General features: G+C 41.2%; 16 protein-coding genes and 1 pseudogene. 13 read left to right on the plus strand and 4 right to left on the minus strand.

Going from position 1 to position 22189, the window contains the following annotated elements:
* Nucleotides 1-407: 407 nt before the first annotated feature.
* Nucleotides 408-608, plus strand: coding sequence for an alternative ribosome rescue factor ArfA (gene arfA / locus ACNSN2_RS16185; RefSeq protein WP_418609808.1), 201 nt, complete (start codon nucleotides 408-410; stop codon nucleotides 606-608).
* A gap of 330 nt (nucleotides 609-938) precedes the next feature.
* On the opposite strand, the gene ACNSN2_RS16190 is transcribed toward arfA, so the two are convergent.
* Complete coding sequence (locus ACNSN2_RS16190; RefSeq protein WP_109875070.1) at nucleotides 939-1922, minus strand: helix-turn-helix domain-containing protein; 984 nt, start codon at nucleotides 1920-1922, stop codon at nucleotides 939-941.
* Between the two features lie 220 nt (nucleotides 1923-2142).
* Between ACNSN2_RS16190 and ACNSN2_RS16195 the strand changes: the two genes are divergently transcribed.
* From ACNSN2_RS16195 to eat, 3 genes are read left to right on the plus strand one after another with little or no spacing between them, the layout of a single operon-like run.
* A complete protein-coding gene (locus ACNSN2_RS16195) occupies nucleotides 2143-3549 on the plus strand; it encodes an ethanolamine ammonia-lyase subunit EutB (RefSeq protein ID WP_418609806.1) in 1407 nt (468 codons plus the stop codon).
* On the plus strand, nucleotides 3546-4418 hold the full coding sequence (gene eutC / locus ACNSN2_RS16200) for an ethanolamine ammonia-lyase subunit EutC (protein ID WP_008114356.1): 873 nt from the start codon (nucleotides 3546-3548) through the stop codon (nucleotides 4416-4418). The genes ACNSN2_RS16195 and eutC overlap by 4 nt, the downstream gene beginning before the upstream one ends.
* A 37-nt stretch (nucleotides 4419-4455) precedes the next feature.
* A complete protein-coding gene (gene eat, locus ACNSN2_RS16205) occupies nucleotides 4456-5868 on the plus strand; it encodes an ethanolamine permease (protein ID WP_076918807.1) in 1413 nt (470 codons plus the stop codon).
* Nucleotides 5869-6068: 200 nt separating this feature from the next.
* Here eat and ACNSN2_RS16210 read toward each other — a convergent pair whose 3' ends face one another.
* On the minus strand, nucleotides 6069-7085 hold the full coding sequence (locus ACNSN2_RS16210) for a LacI family DNA-binding transcriptional regulator (protein ID WP_418609803.1): 1017 nt from the start codon (nucleotides 7083-7085) through the stop codon (nucleotides 6069-6071).
* Nucleotides 7086-7656: 571 nt separating this feature from the next.
* On the opposite strand from ACNSN2_RS16210, the gene ACNSN2_RS16215 reads away from it, so the two are divergent.
* The 5 genes from ACNSN2_RS16215 to nagP all read left to right on the plus strand — a co-directional run bounded on the left by ACNSN2_RS16215 (nucleotide 7657) and on the right by nagP (nucleotide 14876).
* The gene (locus tag ACNSN2_RS16215) at nucleotides 7657-10347 is read left to right on the plus strand and encodes a family 20 glycosylhydrolase (RefSeq protein ID WP_418609801.1); all 2691 of its coding nucleotides are present in this window, start codon (nucleotides 7657-7659) and stop codon (nucleotides 10345-10347) included.
* 163 nt (nucleotides 10348-10510) lie between these two features.
* On the plus strand, nucleotides 10511-11422 hold the full coding sequence (gene nagK, locus ACNSN2_RS16220; protein ID WP_010389495.1) for an N-acetylglucosamine kinase: 912 nt from the start codon (nucleotides 10511-10513) through the stop codon (nucleotides 11420-11422).
* Nucleotides 11422-12420 carry a glucosamine-6-phosphate deaminase NagB-II gene (gene nagB-II, locus ACNSN2_RS16225; protein WP_418609799.1) on the plus strand — a complete coding sequence of 333 codons (999 nt, stop codon included), beginning with the start codon at nucleotides 11422-11424 and terminating at the stop codon, nucleotides 12418-12420. The genes nagK and nagB-II overlap by 1 nt, the downstream gene beginning before the upstream one ends.
* On the plus strand, nucleotides 12421-13548 hold the full coding sequence (nagA, locus tag ACNSN2_RS16230) for an N-acetylglucosamine-6-phosphate deacetylase (RefSeq protein WP_418609797.1): 1128 nt from the start codon (nucleotides 12421-12423) through the stop codon (nucleotides 13546-13548). It begins immediately after the preceding gene.
* A gap of 32 nt (nucleotides 13549-13580) precedes the next feature.
* Nucleotides 13581-14876, plus strand: a complete 1296-nt coding sequence (gene nagP, locus ACNSN2_RS16235; RefSeq protein WP_138596240.1) for an N-acetylglucosamine MFS transporter NagP — start codon at nucleotides 13581-13583, stop codon at nucleotides 14874-14876.
* A 68-nt stretch (nucleotides 14877-14944) separates the two neighbouring features.
* On the opposite strand, the gene ACNSN2_RS16240 is transcribed toward nagP, so the two are convergent.
* Nucleotides 14945-16444: a phospholipase effector Tle1 domain-containing protein gene (locus tag ACNSN2_RS16240; RefSeq protein WP_418609795.1), complete on the minus strand. Its 1500-nt coding sequence runs from the start codon at nucleotides 16442-16444 to the stop codon at nucleotides 14945-14947.
* A gap of 195 nt (nucleotides 16445-16639) precedes the next feature.
* The gene (locus tag ACNSN2_RS16245; RefSeq protein WP_010389488.1) at nucleotides 16640-17944 is read right to left on the minus strand and encodes an NAD(P)/FAD-dependent oxidoreductase; all 1305 of its coding nucleotides are present in this window, start codon (nucleotides 17942-17944) and stop codon (nucleotides 16640-16642) included.
* A gap of 234 nt (nucleotides 17945-18178) precedes the next feature.
* On the opposite strand from ACNSN2_RS16245, the gene ACNSN2_RS16250 reads away from it, so the two are divergent.
* From ACNSN2_RS16250 to ACNSN2_RS16265, 4 genes and pseudogenes are all read left to right on the plus strand, one after another.
* Nucleotides 18179-20119 (plus strand): RecQ family ATP-dependent DNA helicase, encoded by a 1941-nt coding sequence (locus tag ACNSN2_RS16250; RefSeq protein ID WP_418609792.1) that lies wholly within the window; start codon nucleotides 18179-18181, stop codon nucleotides 20117-20119.
* Nucleotides 20120-20225: 106 nt separating this feature from the next.
* A pseudogene (locus tag ACNSN2_RS16255) lies at nucleotides 20226-21300 on the plus strand (porin).
* Nucleotides 21301-21311: 11 nt separating this feature from the next.
* Nucleotides 21312-21719, plus strand: a complete 408-nt coding sequence (locus ACNSN2_RS16260; RefSeq protein WP_075170061.1) for a substrate-binding domain-containing protein — start codon at nucleotides 21312-21314, stop codon at nucleotides 21717-21719.
* Nucleotides 21720-21872: 153 nt separating this feature from the next.
* Nucleotides 21873-22175, plus strand: coding sequence for a YkgJ family cysteine cluster protein (locus tag ACNSN2_RS16265; RefSeq protein WP_010389482.1), 303 nt, complete (start codon nucleotides 21873-21875; stop codon nucleotides 22173-22175).
* Nucleotides 22176-22189: the final 14 nt, after the last annotated feature.

The raw sequence follows: 22189 nt of genomic DNA on the forward strand, positions 1-22189 counted from the left end.
ATTAAAATTTGTTCAAACTAGGGGCGGTTTAATCGCGGCGCGAGGTTTGTAACCTAGTGGGCTAAGTAAAAACCGAGCAACAAAGAGTAAATCGCCCCTAGGCAGAACCCTTCGGGCAGCGCCTGTTTGGCATTGATGCTGCGTTATCGCCTATTTATGGGGAATAACCACACTACATAGGCGCTGCCTTGCCTAAATACCAAACAGACTGCTGCAAATTTAACCTTGAAAGGTCAACAGACCCTAAATTAACCAGCAAAGGCGCCGTTTTAAACGGCGCTTTTTTATGCTTAAAAAATTGAAAAAGACATTAAAAATGGTTGCATGCTTGAAAATTAAGCATACAATCGCCATCAATATCAGTGTGGGATATGTATCCCTCTCATTTTACTAATAGGAAAAAACAAATGGCTAAAAAAGGCAACGCAAAAGCGGTTAATAAATCCGCAGTAGACACCGGTCGAGGAGTGATAAAGCACAACGCATTGGCGGCACTGGTAACCTCTAAAGTATTTAAACCGCAAGTGGTTAAAGCTAAAAAAGGTAAAGGTTCGTTTAAACGTAACAACAAACATGCAGGACAAGAGTCCTATTTAATCGCGGCTTAATTAGCACCGATCAAATAGGGCTTTTGACTTACCGAAATAAGGCTGACTTCGAGCTAAGAGCTTCGGGTTTCGAGTCACGAGCAGCGAACACAACCTAGCACCTTTAGCCTTCTCTTTCCGCGCAGCGTCTCATGATCTCTTTTTGAATTAATCACTTAAAACATGTTTGCACAAAGAGAAGTGAATGAGGAGTAAATGAGAAGGCAACGGGCCTCGAGTGACGAGTAGCGAGCTTGTGCAAACAGTCTAGCACCTAGTCATATCAGCCCTTAAATCTATTCTTTCAGCGCAGCGCCTCCCGCAGCTCGCCACCCGAAACCCGTATCCTCGTTATCCATGTATTATCGATTTAGAATTTGCTAAATAAGAAGCATGGTTTATCACTGTTTGCGAAGGGTTCTCACCAAATAATTGCGTGTAGTCTTTGGTAAATTGCCCTGCATGCCAAAACCCCCAATTGGCAGCAACCACAGAAATGGGTTTATCTTGCTTTGCTAATTTTAGCTCTCTTCTAACATTATTTAATCGGGTTAAACGTAAAAACCGCAGTGGGTTTATCCCTAAAATACTCTCAAAACTATATTGTAAGGTACGCCTGCTCACAAAGGTGAGTTCGCATAATTGAGTAATTGTTACCGTGTTTTGTGGATGCGCTTTTATATAATCTTTTACTTTATCAACAACCGCTTTGCGGTGTTTATAACTGGGAGCGATGCGTTGACATGGGATCTGTTCGTTTAGTAAATGTAATGCCAGCATATTAAGCATGTCTTGCTGTAAATCGGCATTTAGGCCAAAAGCGTTGTTGCTAACCATACTGTTTATTATACCCCGGGCACTTTTTAGCATGGCGTTGCATGTTGTCAGTCGCTCAGTACCTGAAGACGTTATATTTTTTAAGTGCATCCCTTGTATCTGAGCCATATGCTCTAACGATTGCGTGTCTATTACTAAACCATAAATATTAAACTGCTCAGGTGTAATAAGCTCAAAGTTACTCTCACTAGTGCGACACATAAATTGATTACTTGCCACATTTAAGCCATTAATTTTGCTCTGCTGCGACTGCTTTGGGATCCCAAGCCAAATAGATCGTGGCGCTATTGCGCATTGTTGGTGAAGAGCACGCTCTGTGTATTCTTCAAATGCATGAATATTAGAATAATCCACGCTTTCTATACACCCAAAAAATCGCCCATCACTGAGCTGATCATATTTTTGCTGCCACTGCGTTAGATTATGCGCCTGCTCATCTATATCTTGGGTATGCACCATGCTCTTTTGTGGTGCGCTAGCTAAATCTTGCTGCGTCATAATGGCGTTACTCTTTGCTTTTTTATTTTTATTAAGATTAAGTTACCACCTGTAACTATAGTTAACTATATGAAATAAAGCTAAAAATGATGATTTGCCAAAATTCGATAGTGTCTTGGTATGAATTAAGCTCTCTTGAAACTAAACAAAATTGATTTATAGCTTATAGGTCAGCAAAACCTGTACCAAGGTTTGAACTAGTTGTTATGTGGAGTAGATCATGGGGCAAAGGTACCGATATACACTGGGCACGCAGGTGTATAATTTTAAAAATTTGGCGCAAGTAATGGCAAAAGCCACTCCTCATCGCTCAGGTGACAGGTTAGCGGGTGTTATTGCACAATCAGCGCAAGAGCGAGCGGTTGCCCAAATGACCTTAGCGGATATTCCGTTGAAGGCATTTTTAAATGAGGCACTGATTGCTTATGAAGACGATGAAATAACTCGCTTAATTATGGACGATCACGATGCTAGTGCATTTATGGCGATTGCTCATTTAACCGTGGGAGATTTTCGTAATTGGTTGTTAAGTGACTTTGCAACTCCCTCGGTACTTGCAAGTGTAAGACAGGGGATCACTCCGGAAATGGCTGCGGCTGTTAGCAAAATAATGCGTAATCAGGATCTTATCCTTATTGCTAAAAAATGCCATGTAACCAGTGCATTTAGAAACACCATTGGTTTACCTGGGCATTTATCCACGCGTTTACAACCTAATCACCCAACAGATGATATTAACGGCATTGCTGCCTGTATTTTAGATGGGTTGCTGTACGGTAATGGTGATGCGGTGATAGGTATAAACCCCGCAACCGACAACGTGGCGCAGGCTATTAAATTGATGATATTGATGGATGAGGTGATTCAAAAATATGAAATTCCTACCCAAAGCTGTGTGCTTACCCATGTCACTAATACGATTGAATGCATAGAAGCGGGGGCGCCAGTTGATTTAGTGTTTCAGTCTATTGGTGGAACAGAAGCCACCAATTCGAGTTTTGGTTTTAGTTTAAATACTTTAGCTGAGGCACAAGATGCCGCGCTGAGTTTAAAGCGTGGCACGGTAGGCAATAATGTGATGTATTTCGAAACAGGGCAAGGCAGCTCGCTTTCGGCTAATGCTCATCACGGGCTAGATCAGCAAACCTGCGAAACTCGCGCGTATGCCGTTGCACGAAAATTTAATCCACTATTAGTTAATACGGTGGTGGGATTTATAGGCCCGGAGTATTTATTTGATGGCAAAGAAATTACCCGCGCGGGGCTTGAGGATCATTTTTGTGCCAAATTACTGGGTATTCCGATGGGATGTGACGTGTGTTACACCAATCATGCCGAGGCTGACCAAAATGATATGGATAATTTACTTACGCTGCTTGGTGTTGCTGGGTGCTCGTTTGTGATGGGGATTCCGGGCTCCGATGACATTATGCTCAATTACCAAACTACCTCATTTCATGATGCGTTATACGTGCGCCGAGTTCTAGGCTCTCGTCCCGCGCCAGAATTTGAAAAGTGGCTTACTAACATGAACATTATGAAAAACAGTAGCGATGTTACTTTATCGCACAGTCTTCCCGCTGCATTTGCTAAGCCGTTAGATGCACTGGCGGGAGGCCGTTCATGACTGCAGATTTTAAATCAAATGACCTTGCTAATACTGATCATAAAAATAATGGCAATGTGGTACACAACCCATGGCGTGACTTACGCCAGTTTACTGATGCTCGCATAGGACTTGGTCGAGCGGGTATTAGTTTACCAACCTCTGAAATGCTGGCGTTTCAACTGTCGCATGCGCAAGCGCGCGATGCAGTCAATTTTCCACTTGATATCAATGAAATGAAAGCAAAGTTAGCGACTGTTAATGCAGCTAATGCGCGTGTATTGCATTTACATAGCCAAGCGGTTGATAGAGTTACTTATTTACAACGACCAGATTTGGGTCGAAAGCTAAATGAGAATAGTCGTCAATTATTACTTGATTTTGTTGCTGAGCAACAGCAAAGCACCCAAGAAAAATACGACTTAGCCATTGTAGTCGCTGATGGTTTGTCATCGTTGGCGGTTCAAAAAAATGCAGCTCCTTTTATAGCTGAATTACTTTCACAGTTGAGCGTTAATAAGCCACTTACTCTTGCTCCAATCACCTTAGTTGAACAAGGGCGAGTAGCCATTGGTGATGATATTGGTGAGTTATTGAATGCCCAAATTGTGATGGTGCTCATTGGTGAACGTCCTGGGCTTAGCTCACCAGATAGCTTGGGACTTTATTTAACCTGGGAGCCTAAAACAGGGCTTAACGATTCGCTGCGTAATTGTATATCTAATATTCGTCCTGCTGGTTTGCCCTATATCGATGCGGCAAGACGGGCAGCCTATTTATTAAATGAAGCTAAAACATTAAAACTAACAGGAGTGAACTTAAAAGATCGGACACAGGATGATGTGATTGAGCATCAACAATCGAGCCGTCATTTTTTAAATGCGGAATAGCGGTAACTAAAAATAAAAAATCGATAAAGAGGATGTTATGTCTACTAATAATTCAGAATACTTAGCAAAAAGGCAGCTCAAAGGTGGCACTGCAGGTTGGCTATTGCTGGCAGGGTTAGGGGTATCGTATGTTATTTCAGGTGACTTTGCTGGGTGGAACTTTGGTATTGCAGAAGCTGGCTGGGGCGGCTTCGCGATAGCGGCAGTGTTAATGGCGATTATGTATTTAACTTTGGTGTTATCGCTGGCTGAAATGTCGGCTGCTATTCCTGCTGCTGGAGGGGGTTATAGTTTTGCTCGTCAAGCAATGGGGCCAACGGGTGGTTATTTAACCGGTCTTGCGGTATTAATTGAATATGCGTTAGCACCGGCCGCCATTGTGATATTTATTGGCTCTGCAGTGGAGGCGTTAACGGGGTTCAATGGCCCATGGGTTTATGCACTATTTTATTTGGTGTTTGTAGGTATTCATTTAGCTGGAGTAGGTGAAGCGCTAAAAGTAATGATGGTCATAAGCGGTTTAGCGGTACTGGCTATTGTTGCAACGGCAGTGGTTTTAATTACAAATTTTGATGCTACCAATTTATTTGATGTTGCAGTAACTGATGCCGCAGGTGCGAATGAATTTTTACCTTTGGGTTGGTATGGGGTATGGGCTGCATTACCTTTTGCTATGTGGTTGTTTTTAGCGGTTGAAGGCGTGCCATTGGCGGCTGAAGAAGCAAAAGATCCGGCTAAAGATGTACCTAAAGGTATTATTGGTGCCATGGTATTTTTATTGTTTACCGCATTATTAGTGGTTGTGTTAGTACCCGGCGCAGCAGGTGCAACAGCAATGGGCGCAAGTGCAGTTCCGTTGGTAGATGCGTTAAATGCAACAGGCAATAGCGATTTAGCAACCGTGGTTAATATACTGGGATTAGCAGGGCTAGTGGCTTCATTTTTCTCTATTATTTATGGCTATAGTCGGTTGGTGTTTGCGTTATCGCGTGCGGGATATTTACCGCGTTCGTTATCAATTACTACAGCGCGTAAAGTGCCAGCACGAGCGCTTATTGTACCTGCTGTATTTGGTTTTTTAGCTTCACTAAGTGGTGAGGGCGATTTAATGTTAGCTATGGCGGTGGTTGGTGCAACAGTATCGTATGCGTTAATGGCGTTCAGTCATATAATGTTGCGCTTAAAACAACCCGACTTACCTCGACCTTATAAAACGCCTGGCGGCATTGTCACTTCAAGCATAGCATTGTGTTTATCCTTGATTGCTCTGACCGGTGTGTACGCCTTTGACCCCCGTGCTTTTTTATACACTATGGTGCTATTTATAGTCGGTGCGGCGTATTACTTTGGCTTTAGCTCTAAACATTTAGTGGCCAAAAGTGCAGATGAGGAGTTTGCTATGCTCGCTGATGCTGAGGCCGGTTTAAATACAGCGATAAGTGAGGGGTAATTTTCATTTACCAAAATAACTCATGTGGCTTTAACCTTCGAAGAGTTTGTAATGGCGCGATAAGTTTTAACTTACCGCGCTTTTTATTGTAAATAAATTCAGTAATACAGAAGGTATATTCAAAAAGTAGGCCGTTTTTAATACAACATTGCGCTGAACGTTTGTTACAGCGCAGAAGTGAATTATATGGTTAACCTAAGCTAAAGAGGACGTGCGGTAGAGTCTCTAACGACGAGCTCAGGAGTGTATAGTTTTATAATATCGCGGTCATTGCCATTACGAATTTGTGCTATTAACAAGCTGGCCGCATCTTCGGCAATTTTATTATTAGGCTGATGAGCCGTGGTGAGTTTTGGCCATGTTTGACGAGAGAATGGGCTATCCTCAAACCCTGTTATAGAAAGTTCACTGGGTATATCAATGTTCATTAATCTGGCTGCAAATAACGCACCGGCGGCTATTTCATCATTACATGAGACAATAGCGGTTGGCCTATTTGTTTGGCTAATGAGTGTTTTAGCACCCTCAACCCCCGACTCAAATGAATATTCGCCATCAATAATTAAGCTTGGATCTATAGTAATGTCGTATTGGGTTAGCGCTGCTTTGTAACCTTCCAAGCGCTCTTTGGTCGAGTTATGCTCGCTGCCACCGGCTAAAAAGCCAATGCGCGTGTGGCCGTTATGAATTAGATGCTCAGTAATTGACTTTGAGGCGAGATTATCGTCAATCATAATACAGGGTGTTAATGAGTCAGGCGCGTCGTGCCCTGATAAAATACGCACAACTTTTAGGTCTAGTTGAGTTAGCTTTTCAACAAACTCAGGCATTTCAGAAAAGGGCGGGGTGAGTAAGATTCCCGCGATACGAGTGCGTTTAATCATATTAGTAATTTCATCAAAAATATGCGCTTCTTTGGCATCACATGGGTGAATAAGTAGTTCAAACCCCTGCTTTTTGCACGCATCTAAAATACCATTTTGCATGTCGATAATGTAGTACGCATTAGGATTGTCGTATATGTAAGCTATGCTGTAAGCTTTTGTTCCTGCAAGACTTCTTGCTGCTAAGTTTGGCTGGAAGTTCAACTTTTCGACTGATGCCATAACTCTTTCACGGGTGTTGTCACGGACCGAGGTTTCGTTATTTATTACTCTTGATACCGTTTTTATTGATACCCCGGCATCTTTTGCCACGTCGTTTATTGTTGTTCTCATAGGCTTAATAGACCTTTATATATCATTTTAGGTACTAATTTATCTTTATCGGCTAACGACTACAGCAAGAGTAGTTAACAGTACTCGGTTTTTATTATTTGACGACTAAATTATAAAGACATCATTGAATATTAACAGTTAATTTATACGCCTTTCTTGTGAGAATGGTAGATAAAGTTTTAGGTAATAATTTAGTAATATTTAAATTTAATTTAAATACAATGGGTTAAAAGAATATTAAGCTCACACTTGTAAATTTTTTGTATCTTTTTTGCCCTTCTGTGTAGCTATAAAAGAAAAAAAAGGATACATTAATAGCCCAATGACAGCGTTGTCATAAGTTAAAGCGCAATGTTAATTATTATTTAGAACCTACGTAGTGGATTGTTTGGCTAAGGTAGCAATTACTAGATATGAATAGTGATTAATTTAAAGCATAAAATATTTTTTAGCTGATGGTACATTATAAACTAACCGCACTAAGAATAAATGCATTCAAAAATCGATTTAATTTTTAGCATTTGAAAGAGATGCTTGAGTGACTAAGTTAATAATAAAGGGAGAGTAGCGAATGAAGATTAAATCATTACTGACAGCATGCTGCTTAGCACTAGGTTTAAGTGCATGTCAGGGCAATGTTGAAGGACAAAATACGGCATCGGTTCAGCTAAGCCCTGCAAACGATAGTGCGGTGGAGTTACTTGCTAAAACATTACAAATAAAATATCAGCAAGTTGATAACCGCCCATCAGCACAGTGCGATCCAGATATTGAAAACGGTCACTGTTTTAAAGCGAATTTACATTTAACTGCCAACTCGGCGATTAACGTTGACCAATGGAAAATTTACTTTAGTCAAATTACGCCAATACAAAAGTCGATTAGCGATGAATTTACTATTAAACACGTTAATGGTGATATTCATGTCATTGAGCTTAAAGATGGGTTTACTGGCTTTAAAGCCGGTGAGACTAAAGCGATTACTTTTTATGCGCATTTTTGGTCATTATCGCAAAGCGACGCTATTCCTAACTATATCGTGGTGAATAACAATGACACCGCTAAAGTGATTGAAAGTACAAAGCCTAAAATTGACCCAGAGACGGGCTTAGAGCTATTACCTCATGTAGAACCTTATACCGATTACACTCGTCAGTTTAAACGTACTGCGGGCGACAAAACACAGTGGCTTACTGCTGAGCGCTTGTTTGAGCGTAATGAAAAGTATGACTTTTCAGCTTATTTAACCTCGCAAAATCAAGTGAGTAATGTCATTGCTCAGCAAATTATACCCACCCCACGCGTTAGCGAGTTTAGTCAAACTCAAACGCTTGATATTAGCCTGGGGCTTAATATTAATTATGCAGAAGTTAATAAATCAAGTGTATTAGCTGCAATCGAGCGGCTGGAACTACTAGGTATTAATTTAAACGATGATGCAGCGGCAATTAAGGTCACACTTAATTCCAAGGTTAAAAAAGATCAGCTTAATGGTAGTTATAAATTAGCAATTAAAGCCGATGAGGTTGTAATCGATGCAGTTGACGAAACGGGTGTTTTTTATGCTCTGCAAAGTTTAGCGAGCTTATATCAGGTTAACAGTAATATATTACCTGTGGGAGAAGTTATTGATGCACCGCATTATCAGTTTAGAGGTGTGTTGGTCGATGTAGCGCGAAACTTTCGTGATAAAGGCTTCATTTTAAAGTTACTTGATCAGATGGCTGCTTATAAACTTAACAAGCTACATTTACACTTAGGTGATGATGAAGGCTGGCGTTTAGAAATTCCATCACTGCCTGAGCTTACAGATATAGGTGCAAAGCGTTGTTTTGATCAAAGCGAGCAGCAATGTTTAATGCCACAGCTAGGCGCAGGGCTTGATACTTCAAGTGCAGCAAACGGCTATTATTCGGTAGCTGATTACCAAGAAATACTTAAAGCGGCGAGTGCGCGTCACATTCAGGTGATCCCATCGCTTGATATGCCAGGACATTCTCGCGCTGCGATTAAATCTATGCAAGCGCGTTATAATAAATACATACAACAAGGCGATAAACAAAAAGCCGAACAGTTTTTACTTTATGACCCGCTTGATACAACGCTCTATTCGTCGGTACAGCACTACAACGACAATACCATTAATGTGTGTTTAGACTCATCCTATGCGTTTATCCGTGAAGTAATGGAACAAGTAAAAAGTATTCATAGTGAGGCACAGCACCCGCTAACTCGTTATCACATAGGTGCCGATGAAACCGCCGGAGCATGGGTCGATTCACCTGCTTGTGCTGATTTTATTAAACAAAATAAGTTAGAAATTACCGAAGCAGGTCAGCTGGGCAGTTATTTTATTGAACGTATCGCTAATATGTTGGCTGATATGAATATTGAAACCGCAGCATGGAGCGATGGCTTATCGCATACTAACCCAGAGAATATGCCAGAGGTTGTGCAAGGTAATATTTGGGATTTATTAATGTGGAATGGCCATCAGCGTGCACATGAATTTGCCAATAGAAATTGGCAAGCAGTGCTTTCGTCGCCAGATGTGCTGTATTTTGACTTTCCGTATGAGGCAGACCCACAAGAGCATGGTTATTACTGGGCTTCAAGGCACATAAATACTGAGAAAATATTTCAGTTTATGCCAGATAATTTGCCTATTCATGCTGAATTTTGGCTTGATAGAGAAGATAAGCCTTATGTAGCTGATGACACATTACAGCATGATGAGCAAGGCAAGGTCGTATCCGCGCCTTTAGCTAAAGATAAACGTTTTGTGGGTATTCAGGGTCAATTATGGAGCGAAAATACGCGTACCAATAATATGGCTGAATATAAGCTATTCCCACGATTATTATCGCTGGCACAGCGCGCTTGGCATAAAGCAGATTGGGCTGTACCGTATGATCACAATGGCTTTGTTTACAGCCAACAAACAAATCGCTTTAGCTCTGAATTAAAACAGCAGCGCGATCAGCAATGGCAAACTTTTGCTGCTACCATGGGGCTAAAAGAATTTGCCAAGTTAGAACGTGCTGATGTGCATTATCGTCTTGCAAATGCAGGTGCTAAAATTGAGAATAGCATGTTGTACGCCAATATTGCTTACCCTGGTTTAGTGATTGAATACAAACAAGGTGATGAGCAATGGCAAACCTACACACAACCTGTCAAAGTAACACAAGATGTATGGGTTCGATCTAAGACTCCATCAGCTAGTCGTGTAAGCAGAAAGCTTAAAGTAACGCACCGTTAAGGTGCGTTTTTCCGTTAAATTATTGACGATTGAAGAAGTTATTTATTTGTAAATAAAAATAATGACAACGCTGTCATTTGTGCTAGTATAAGATTCATACAGTATGACAGTCCGGCTTTATTTTAGTGTTTTGCAAAACGGTCGAACAACTTAAGAGGCAAAAATGATCACCAACAATATTAAAAACAATCAACTCTTTGTGGGGATCGATGGCGGCGGCACTAAATGTAAAGCAATTATCGTCAATAGCTGTAATAACATAGTCGGCACCGGTGTGGCAGGCCCAGGTAACCCGTTACATGGTTTTAATCAAGCAACTCATTCTATTGAGCAATCAGCGCGTTTAGCATTACAAGATGCAGGGCTTAAAGATACGCCTTTATCTGAGCTTATTGCAGGGGTTGGCCTAGCAGGGGTTAACTTACCAAGTTTGCATAATCAAATGACACAATGGCAACACCCATTTAAAGCCATGCACTTAACTACTGATTTACTTATTGCTTGTATGGGCGCTCATCAGGGCGAGGATGGCGCAGTGATGATTGCTGGCACTGGTTCGTGTGGATTTTCATACGTTAATGGCCAATCGTTTATGATTGGTGGTCATGGCTTTCCACATGGTGACAAAGGCAGTGGTGCATGGATTGGCTTTACTGCTTGTCAGTATGTGCTGCTTAGCCTAGATAAATTAATCCCAAGTGGTGCGCTTACTAACTTGTTAATGAAGTATTTAGAAGTCAGCGATGCAATGCAACTTGTTGAAGTGATTGCCAATAAGCCTGCAGCCTTTTTTGCGCAACTTGCAGGTTGTGTTTTTCAATCAGCACAGGCGAACGATGCCACAGCAATTGCCATTTTAAAAGAAGGTGGCGCTTATTTAAGCGACATTGCACGACAATTATTAGATAAAAACCCACCAAGGCTTTCGTTTATTGGTGGCTTATCAACCGTGATGACAACATGGTTAGACCCAGACATACAAGCTATTTTATCAGCCCCATTATCGTCACCAGAAATGGGGTCTGTACTTTACGCTAAACAACAGCACGTTAATTACAGCAGCCAGGAGTTATGATGTTTAACACACTAATGGAAAAAGAAGCGGCGCAAACGCCAAATGTTATTGAAAAGCAAATTATTGCCAACCAACCTTTAGTGGAAAAAATTGGTCATAAGCTTCGCGATATGGCCCCTAAGGTGGTTATGATGATTGGTCGCGGTTCATCAGATCATGCTGGCGTTTTTGGTAAGTATTTAATTGAAATTGAAGCGGGTGTACCGGTCAGTTCAGCAGCGCCATCAGTGGCGAGTGTATATGGTAAAACATTAAAGCTTGAAGGCGCTGTTGTGATTGTAATTTCTCAATCAGGACGCAGCCCAGACATTCTTGCCCAGGCAAAAATGGCGAAAGAGGCGGGCGCTTATTGTATTGCGCTGGTTAACGATGAAGCGTCACCTCTACAAGACATAGTCGATGATTTTGTTCCTCTTAAAGCTGGCGATGAAATTTCGGTGGCGGCAACAAAAAGCTATTTGGCAACGTTATCAGCCCTAGTACATATTGTTGCTAATTGGACTCAAAATGAGTCATTATTACAAGGGCTTGACGAGTTACCTCGCGCGCTTAATGCCATTATAGATTCGCCAACTCAGTTACAACCTACTGAGTTTGCAAATATTAAGAATATGGTGGTGTTGGCACGTGGTTTAGGGTTTTCTATCTCAAAAGAAATGGCACTTAAACTTAAAGAGGTGTGTGCTATTCATGCTGAGTCATTTAGTAGTGCGGAGTTTTTACATGGTCCGGTGACTTTAGTTGAGCAAGGGTTAGTGATTTTAGATTGTTTGGTTGAAGATGAAACCAAAGAGTCACATCAGCAGCAAATTGCTGAGGTCAAAAAACGCGGTGCACAAGTGATTAGTCTTAATCAACAAGGTATTAAAGTACACCCGCGATTAGCGCCATTTTTAGTATTACAGCGTTTTTACCTTGATGTGGCAAAAGTGGCATTAAGCCGTGGTTTTAATCCTGATGAGCCAAAGGGGCTTAAAAAAGTAACAAGGACATTATAAATGTCAGTTAAACGAATCCATGTAGCCCAGTTTTTTGATGGCGAGCACTTTGTTAACGACAAAGTGCTGAGCGTTGATGCGGGTATTATTACGGCAATAGATGATAACGTACAGCAGGCAGATGAGCACCTAACGGGTTTAGTCGCACCTGGCTTTATTGATCTACAAGTTAATGGCGGTGGCGGTGAGTTGTTTAACCGTACTAGCAGTGTTGCAGGGGTTAAAAAAATACTGCTAGCACATGCCAAATACGGTACAACTGCTATGCTGCCAACGTTAATTACTGACACCGTAGAAGTAATGCGCCAAGCAGCCGATGTAATTGCTAAGGCGATAGCCCAAAAAACGCCAGGTATTATTGGTATTCACTTTGAAGGGCCGCACTTATCAGTGGCAAAAAAGGGGGCTCACAGCGCTGATTTTATTCGTCCTATTTCTGAACAAGAGTGGCAGGTGTTATCTCGTCAAGATTTAGGTAAAGTCGTAGTCACCTTAGCGCCTGAAAATGTACTACCAAGCGATATTACCAAAATGCGCGATTTAGGGATTCAGGTTTGTTTAGGTCATACCAATGCAAGCTTTGAACAGGCTCAACAGGGCGTTGATGCTGGGGCAACCGGATTTACGCATTTGTATAATGCTATGTCACCACTACAAGGGCGTGAGCCGGGAGTGGTTGGCTGTGCATTATTAAATGATGATACTTATTGTGGCTTAATTGTTGATGGCCATCATGTTGATTACGCAGCATGCCAACTGGCATTAAAAGCAAAACCCATAGGGCACGTGTTTTTAGTTACTGATGCGATGCCACCAGTGGGAACAGATGACACTCAGTTTGCTTTTTTTGACCGAACTGTCAGCTTAGAGAATGGTAAACTCACCTCTACAACAGGCGAGTTGGCGGGTTCTGCGCTTGATATGGCAACCGCAGTTAGAAACACCGTGATTCATTTAAAACAGCCATTAGCGCAAGCGCTTAAAATGGCGAGTTTATATCCTGCTCAGTATTTAAAGTTGCCTGCCACACACGGGCGATTAATACTGGGTAGTCCAGCAGATTTTGTACAATTAAACACACAACAACAAGTCATTAGCACGTGGATTGGCGGCGCTCGGGTTTGTTAACAACATAATAAATATAAATAAAGGAAAATAACATGACAACCAATGTTATGGATACGTCCAAAAATAGTAGCGTGGTCCCCATGGCCATTGTTGCGGTATTATTTTTTATACTGGGCTTTGCTACTTGGCTTAATGGCTCGTTAATGCCTTACTTAAGTCAAATTTTACAGTTAACCCCATTTCAAGGGTCGTTAATTTTATTTTCCTTTTATATTGCGGTCACATTTACTGCGCTGCCCTCGGCAGTACTGATCAAAAAGGTCGGCTACAAAAACGGTATGGCATTGGGGATGGGCTGTATGATGTTAGCAGGCTTAATGTTTATTCCTGCTGCTATGTCGCAGTTTTTTCCTTTGTTTTTACTAGCGCAGTTGGTAATGGGCGCAGGGCAAACCTTATTACAAACCGCGGTTAATCCGTATGTAGTACGTTTAGGGCCAGAAGAATCGGCTGCTGTACGTATTAGTATTATGGGGATTTTAAATAAAGGCGCAGGAGTTATCTCACCGATGGTTTTTACCGCCTTAATTTTAAGTAACTTTACCGGTACCGTGGGCACAGATCTAAGCCAACAGCAAGTTGATGATATGGCAAATGGTCTTATTTTACCTTACTTAGGCATGGCCTTATTTATTGGTGTATTAGCTTTTGCGGTTAAAAAGTCTCCGCTGCCAGAGCTTATCAATGATGAAGTAGAAGCAATAAACGACAAAGGTGAAATTCGTGAAACACTCTCTCATCCAAACTTGGTGTTAGGTGCTATTGCTATCTTTTTGTATGTTGCGGTAGAGGTTATTGCTGGCGATACCATAGGTACTTTTGCACTATCGCTGGGTATTGAAAACTATGGGGTAATGACCTCATACACTATGATGTTTATGGTGTTTGGTTATATTTTAGGTATTTTACTTATCCCTAAATTTATCTCTCAGCAATCGGCCTTAACAGCATCGGCTGTATTGGGTATTGTGATCACCCTTTGCATTTTGTTTATTGATGCGCAGTCTTTTGTTATTGCCAATGCCATACTGGTGCCTTTAGGAGGCGCTAATTTACCAGATGCTTTACTGCTAATTGCCTTTTTAGGTTTAGCAAACGCCATTGTTTGGCCGGCGGTTTTCCCACTTGCGTTATCGGGTTTAGGTAAACTAACCAGCACAGGCTCAGCACTGTTAGTAATGGGTATAGCGGGCGGTGCATTTGGTCCGGTGTTATGGGGCTTACTGAGCGGCTTTACCTCGCTACAAACTGGCTACTCTGTATTGTTACCTTGTTACTTATTTATATTATTTTATGCCGTGAAAGGGCATAAAATGAAAAAGCAATAACATCCACCAGCTATCCCTAGCTCAGTGCACTTTGCAGTATAAAGTGCACTGATTATTAGGGCACTTTATCAGCTTAAGCGTGTTACCTTGAGCTTTATTCTGCCAGCATTCGCCCCATAAAAACGACTTAAATCATTAGCAAATGGACAAAATTCTCCTGATTTTTTAATGGTTATTTCAACGCCTTCGGCAATTTCAAATGCATGGTCATCGCTTTGGCCAATTGTTCCTATTAAGCTAAACCACTGCGCCGTGGCTAAACGCCTAAATGGCTCAAGTAATACCATAGGGATTTCTTTAACGCCGAGTTGCACATTATCGCGATGCCAGCCGGAAGGAGGGCACTTTACACCATCGTCATACCAAAATTGGTTAGGGTAAGGAGTAAAGCGATACGTTGCATCTTGGGCAAGCATTAAGCCGGTAGCGTTGTAGGCTTCACTAGCGTACACCATTACATCTTTGCTTTGATTAACACTCAATAAGCTCATATTTTGATTGGCGAGCATTATATGAGCACTTAGCCCCATAAAGTTTAGTGTACTGTCATCGCTGTAAATCATTTTATAATGTATATTTTTTAACGATTCAGGGCGATAGCTGGTTAGTTTATTAATTCGCTGTGCAACACTGTGATGTATTAATGGAGCGTTGTGGCTAATTTCATCGTTAATTAATACACAGCACTGCCTATCAACCAGCTTGAAAAATGGGTTTAACCAAAAGTAATTTTGTTGATGACTTAGCGCCAGTGGATCGGGAATAACAGTCACATCGTCTTGGGCAACCAAATTACTCTCAGGTAAAAGGTTTTCATAGTCTATGTCATGACTGGTTAATAACGAAACCGATAGCGGCTGAGCAATGAGCCACTCAAGCGCATAACGCAGGCAAATATCGGCAAGCCCATCGCGATAGTAGCCTCCTCCTACATCGGAGTGGGCTCCTGCAAACCACAGCTCGGTAATGTTAGCTTGTTGATTCATTAATGTGGGCTCAAAGGCCCGTCGTTTCTCATCAAGCGCAACACAATGCAGGGCCCCAGCGACATTATTGGCAATAGTATGGTTTTCAAAAACCACATGCTCTGCGCCACGGGTCGCTTTATTTATCTTTGACAGGCCAATTGAGGCCACGGTGTCAAAAACACACAAATATACTTGCTCATTTATTAATGGCTCTAGGCATTTAGCAAAACGCCTTGCTAATGCAGCGCCTCTGCTAAAACCGGTAAGTAGAACAGTATCGCCACTTTGATAATGCTGCTTAAAATCTGTGATAGCCTGAGTCAAAATGCTGGCCACATCTTCAGAACGTGGGGCAAGTGTTTGATTTAAAATTCGTTTTAAACGACTCCCTTTGGTGCCTATGCCTTGGTAATAAAAGCTTAATTGCTGTGAAAATGGGGTAGTGGGTGAATCATCAAGTTTACCGCCGAGCAATAAGTGTAGTTTTAGAATATTAGAAATACTGGCGTCTTCTTTAAAATGCTCTGTACTAAACTGGTCTGCGTCGCGGGGTTCACTGCCGGTACCATCAAAATTAAAAATAAGCGTTTTAAAGGTCATTACTAAATTCCGTGAGTGGTTTATGTAAATTTATATGGGAATTGTGAAAAATTAAAGACGGCGGTAATAAATATTTGTTTAATCTTATTTATTACCGCGGCTGATGTAGCTATTTAACCTGAAATCTAGTTAAGAGATTTACTAACATATTTAATCAAAATGATATTTATGTTTATTATCCGGAGTTCAGGTTATTTAGTGTAGTTTCATTTTTGGGCGAACAACACGCAGCACCTTTTCGCTGATCCACAAAGCAAAGGTTTTGGCACTGCCGTGGATAGCGCGCTGATGCATTCTATATAGTGAAATATACATAAAGCGGGCAATTTTACCTTCAATAAAAAAGCTACTACTGGTTAGGTTACCCATTAAGCTGCCCACCGTGCTGTAGCGCGATAAATTTACCAGTGAGCCATGATCATTATATTCAAACTTTTTCAGGGGCTGCTCACGTAGTGTAGCAATTAGATTTTTTTCAACGCATTGCGCCATTTGATGAGCTGATTGCGCGCGTGGCGGCACTTGCGTCCCATCGTCTTGGGTAAACGCGCAGCAATCACCAAGCACATAGATTTGAGGGTCTAGGCTACTTTGTAAGTAATCATTCACTTTTATTTGATTGCTACGTGTCAGCTCAAATATGTCTAGCTCTTTAATGAAGTCAGGGGCTTTTACCCCTGCTGCCCACACCATAATATCCGCATTTATTTGCTCGTCATTATTAGTGATAAAGCCATGCTCAGTTGCTTGTTTAACTTGGGTGTTTTCTCGTACGGTAACCCCTAATCTTAATAATTCACGTTTGGCTGAGCTGGCAATTCGCTCAGACAGGGCAGGTAAAATTCTGGGACCCGCTTCAATCAAATGTATGTGCAAGCGTTTCGCCGACATATTGGTTAAACCGTATATTTTGAGTAAATCAGAAACATGATACAACTCAGCTGAGAGCTCAACGCCAGTTGCCCCACCGCCAACAATAGCAATGTTTAATGAATGCAATGGGTCGTCGTCTTGATGAAGGCGAGTAAAGTTATCTAGTAAGGCGTGTTGAAAACGCTCGGCTTGTTGGTTTGAATCAAGGTAAAAGCAATGGTCTTTAATACCCGGGGTGTTGAAGTCGTTACTGACACTGCCAATGGCAATAACTAAATGATCATAGTGAACGGTTCGTTTAGGTAATATTTGATGCCCTAACTCGTCATATAGAGGGCTTAAGGTAATGGTTTTATTATTGTTATCGAGGTTACAAAAAGTACCAAGTTGGAAGTTATAGTGGTGCTTGGCTGCATGGGCTGAGTATACAACGCCATCTAAATCGGCATCAATAGAGCCGGTTGCTACTTCATGCAATAACGGTTTCCATATATGAGTGCGGTTTTTATCAATGAGTAATATATTTGCGTGTTGTTTCTTTCCTAATTTGTGCCCTAATTGAGTTGCTAGCTCCAGCCCACCAGCGCCACCGCCTATGATGACAATTTTTGGTATGGTTTTGTCCATGACTATGCCCTTAAAAATAATATACCGAAGCAATTTCTGTACGTTGATTTTTAAAATGACTTGGGTATCAAAAAATTATTTTGGCAAAGCATGCTTTTATAGCACTATAGTGTGCGCCTAATTGAAGGATATGTCAGCAATAAATCCAACGATATGCTGTATACTGATATGCAAATATTTCATCTACTGCGCATTTACAGTATTTATGGGCACCGACATAAAAAGGACGCTTTTATGAGTACCTCGCTAGTTCAGTCTCTTGAGCAACATTTTGGTTTTAATCAGTTTAGAGCAGGGCAACAACAAACCATAGAGCAATTGCTAAATGGCCAATCATCACTGGCTATATTTCCAACTGGATCGGGTAAATCCTTGTGCTATCAACTTACTGCGTTACATTTACCGCATTTAACCTTGGTGGTATCGCCATTATTAGCGTTGATGAAAGATCAAATAAGTTTTTTAAACAGTAAAGGCATTTATGCCGCAAGTCTTGATTCAAGCCAAGATCAAATGCAAAGCAGTACGGTAATGAACGACGTGCGCAGTGGTAAAATTAAAGTGTTAATGGTGTCAGTTGAGCGCTTTAAAAACGAGCGCTTTAGAGAATTTATTAGCCAAGTGGCACTTTCTATGTTGGTGGTAGACGAAGCGCATTGTATTTCTGAGTGGGGTCATAACTTTAGACCCGACTACTTAAAGTTACCGCGTTACCGTGAAGAGCTAAATATTCCGTTAGTGCTACTATTAACCGCCACCGCTACTAAAAAAGTTAAACGCGATATGGCAGAGCGATTTGCTATTGATCCAAAATGCATTGTGCAAATGGGGTTTTATCGCGCTAATTTAGATTTAAATGTGCTGAGTGTTAAAACGGCTGATAAAAATACTGAGCTTACTGAAATTGTCCGTACGCAAATCGGCCCCGGTATTGTGTATGTTACGCTGCAGCAAAGTGCTGAGCAAGTGGCCAATATGTTAAGCGCACAGGGCATGCAGGCGGTGGCGTATCATGCAGGGCTTGAAGACACCCTACGCGGACAAATTCAAGATGATTTTATGGCGGGAAAAATAAATGTAGTGGTCGCCACTATTGCCTTTGGCATGGGGGTTGATAAATCAGACATTCGTTTTGTAATTCACTACGATTTACCTAAATCAATTGAAAACTACAGCCAAGAAATTGGCCGTGCAGGACGTGATGGCAACCCATCGAATTGTTATACGCTGGCTAATCTAGATGGCTTAAATACAGTCGAAAACTTTGTGTACGGCGATACCCCAGAGCTCAGCGGTATTGAATATGTTATTAACGATATTCGCCAAGCTCAACAGCAATGGGAAATGCAAGAATATAGTCTTTCTAGCGAAAGTAATATTCGCCAGCTTGCCCTTAAAACCTTGCTGGTACAATTGGAAATGCAAGGTGCAATAACCCCGCAATATGCGTACTACGCCGATTTTAAGTATAAATTTCTAGTTGATAAAAATGAGTTGCTTAATCAGTTTGATCAGCAGCGCCAAGCTTTTTTAACGCAAATATTTAGCCATACCGACTTTAAAAAAATATGGGGTACACTTAACTTTGACTCTCTAACGCAAGCCGCACAGGTTGACCGTAAACGTGTGGTAGCCGCACTTGATTACTTAGCAGAAAAAAACCTTATCACCCTTGAAACCAAACGTATTACTCAAGTGTACAAAGTGCATAGCGAGGTGATTAATAACCCTGCACTTGCCCAGCAGTTACATGATTACTTTACCGATAAAGAGCAAGCTGAAATAAAACGGATTGCTGCTTTGGTGCGCTTTTTTGAGCTGCAATCTTGCTTAAGCTATAACTTAGCCCGTTACTTTGATGATGCGAATGCGCCACAGCAATGTGGGCATTGTAGTGTGTGCCGTGGACATGCGGTCAAGCTTGAATATTCAATCACTCCTGCAAAGATTGATACAGCGCTTATATATCAAAAGGTGGATGAGTTTTTGGCACATATGGCAACGAAAGGGGTGCATAATGTTGGCATTGAAACCCAATGTCGGTTTTTGGCGGGAATGAGTGTGCCGCTATTTGCACGCAATAAAGTACGCCAACTAAGTGGTTTTGCATTGTGTGAGCAACAGCGCTACAGCGAAATTAAAGCAATATTGCTATCAAGGTCGGCTCCTAATTAATATTAAAAAATCAGTATAAAATAAAAAGTGTTAATTTTTTGTTTCTTTTTCTCGCTTTACTATACTCAATTTGGCTATGACGGCCATTATAATAATGAGGTGATCAATGAAACTGCAAAAAATTATACTATTGGGGGTATTTGTATCAGCAAGTAGTTATGCTGAAATTAATATTTCAGGTTTCGCGAGTATTAATGCGGGTAAAGTGCTTAGTGGCACCGGTGTCCCGCAATATGGCGTTGAACCAACCTTTCTTGCGGACTACCCAAATGTAAGTGCCTACACTGAAGATTTATCCTTTTCGCCAGAGTCTTTGATTGGATTACAGGTATCAGGCGACTTAGGTGAAGGCCTTTCTGTAACAGGTCAGCTAGTTGCCAGAGGAGTTAACGACTTTGAGGCAAATTTTGAATGGGCCTATATTTCTTACGATATTAACGATAATTGGACTGTTCAAGCTGGTAAGAAGCGTTTACCACTATTTTACTACTCAGACTTTTTCGATGTAGGTTATGCATATGTATGGATGCGGGCCCCTGCTGACAATTATACATGGCAAGTATTTAACTACGAGGGGGGTTAATTTACTTTACTCAGGCTCTGTAGGTGACTGGGGAGTATCTGCAAATGTTTATACCGGTAAAGAAGATGATGACGATAACAAGCTGTTGTCAGACTTCTTCTTTCAAGAGCCGACAAGAGAAATTTGGGAAGATATGTTAGGCGGCGTACTGTTACTTAATCGTGACTGGCTCGAACTAAGAGTGACCCACATGCAATATACCAACAAGCGTTTTCGCGCGGGTGAACCCGTTTTGTGGGATGGTAAAGACAGCAGAGATGGTAAATTTTATGGCTTAGCTGCAAACCTTGATTTTGGTGATTTTTTTGTTTTAAGTGAACTGAACCGCTTAGACCTAGATGGTAATCTCGATACTTATATGATCAGTGCGGGCTATCGTTTTGATTCAATTACCCCCTATGTCATGTTTTCAGACTTTGAACAAGAAGGTGAGGGTGATACAGAGCAGCATAATACATTTGCTGTTGGTGTTAGGTGGGACTTTCATCCGTCAGCTGCATTTAAAGTGCAATACGATAGAGTCAAAGATGACTCGTTTGATTTAGCTGTGGCCGGTGATAGTAAAGCAATCACCCTTGGTGTCGATGTTGTATTTTAAGGAGAAGTAAAATGAAAAAATTAATATTATGTGTAATATTCTTGTTTACTAACTTCGCCTATGCAGAATTTGCTATTATCGTGCATCCTTCAAATGAAAGTAGTTTTGATGAGTCTGTTATTAGTCGAATTTATACAGGAAAAGAAAAGTCATTTAGCAATGGCAATAAGATCATTCCAATATCTCAAGAACCAAGCAGTGCTGCAACCGAGCAATTTAATAGTAAATTACTCAATAAAACGTCTTCTCAGTTAAAAGCGTACTGGTCAAAACTGATTTTTACAGGAAAGGGCACACCGCCTAAAGAGTTAGAAAATGACAGTGAAGTAATCAAAATGGTCGCAGCGAACCCTGACACCATTGGCTTTGTTTCTTCATCGGCTGTTTCGGATAACGTTAAAGTGGTTTTCACTTTTTAATCTACAACTAATAAGCGTGCTGATTAACCAGCACGCTTTTTTAGTAATTGGTTAATTACATATGACGATGTTTAAAATCTGACAGTTATTTTACTGTCACCGCTGCCTCGCTCGTGTATCCTATAGGTTGTATACCATTTATCAAAAGTCTGTATGTCAAACTCAATCATTGCTGTTGAAAATATCGATACAACCGCCGTCACTTGTGCTAATTGCCAAGCGTGTTGTTGCCAATTAGAAGTGCGTATTGTTAGTGATACCGGTGTCCCTTTTCAGTATATTGATTACGATAAATGGGGCAGCGAAGTAATGAAGCGCGGCGACGATGGTTGGTGCCAAGCACTCGATAGAAATACGTTAATGTGTACTATTTACGAAAATCGCCCATTAACGTGTCGAGAATTCGAAATGGCGTCTGATGAGTGTATTACCGAACGTGAATTAGCGGGTATTTAAAATGCGGGCTGATT

The sequence above is a fragment of the Pseudoalteromonas sp. US3C1013 genome, from assembly GCF_048401115.1.
GTDB lineage: Bacteria > Pseudomonadota > Gammaproteobacteria > Enterobacterales > Alteromonadaceae > Pseudoalteromonas > Pseudoalteromonas undina.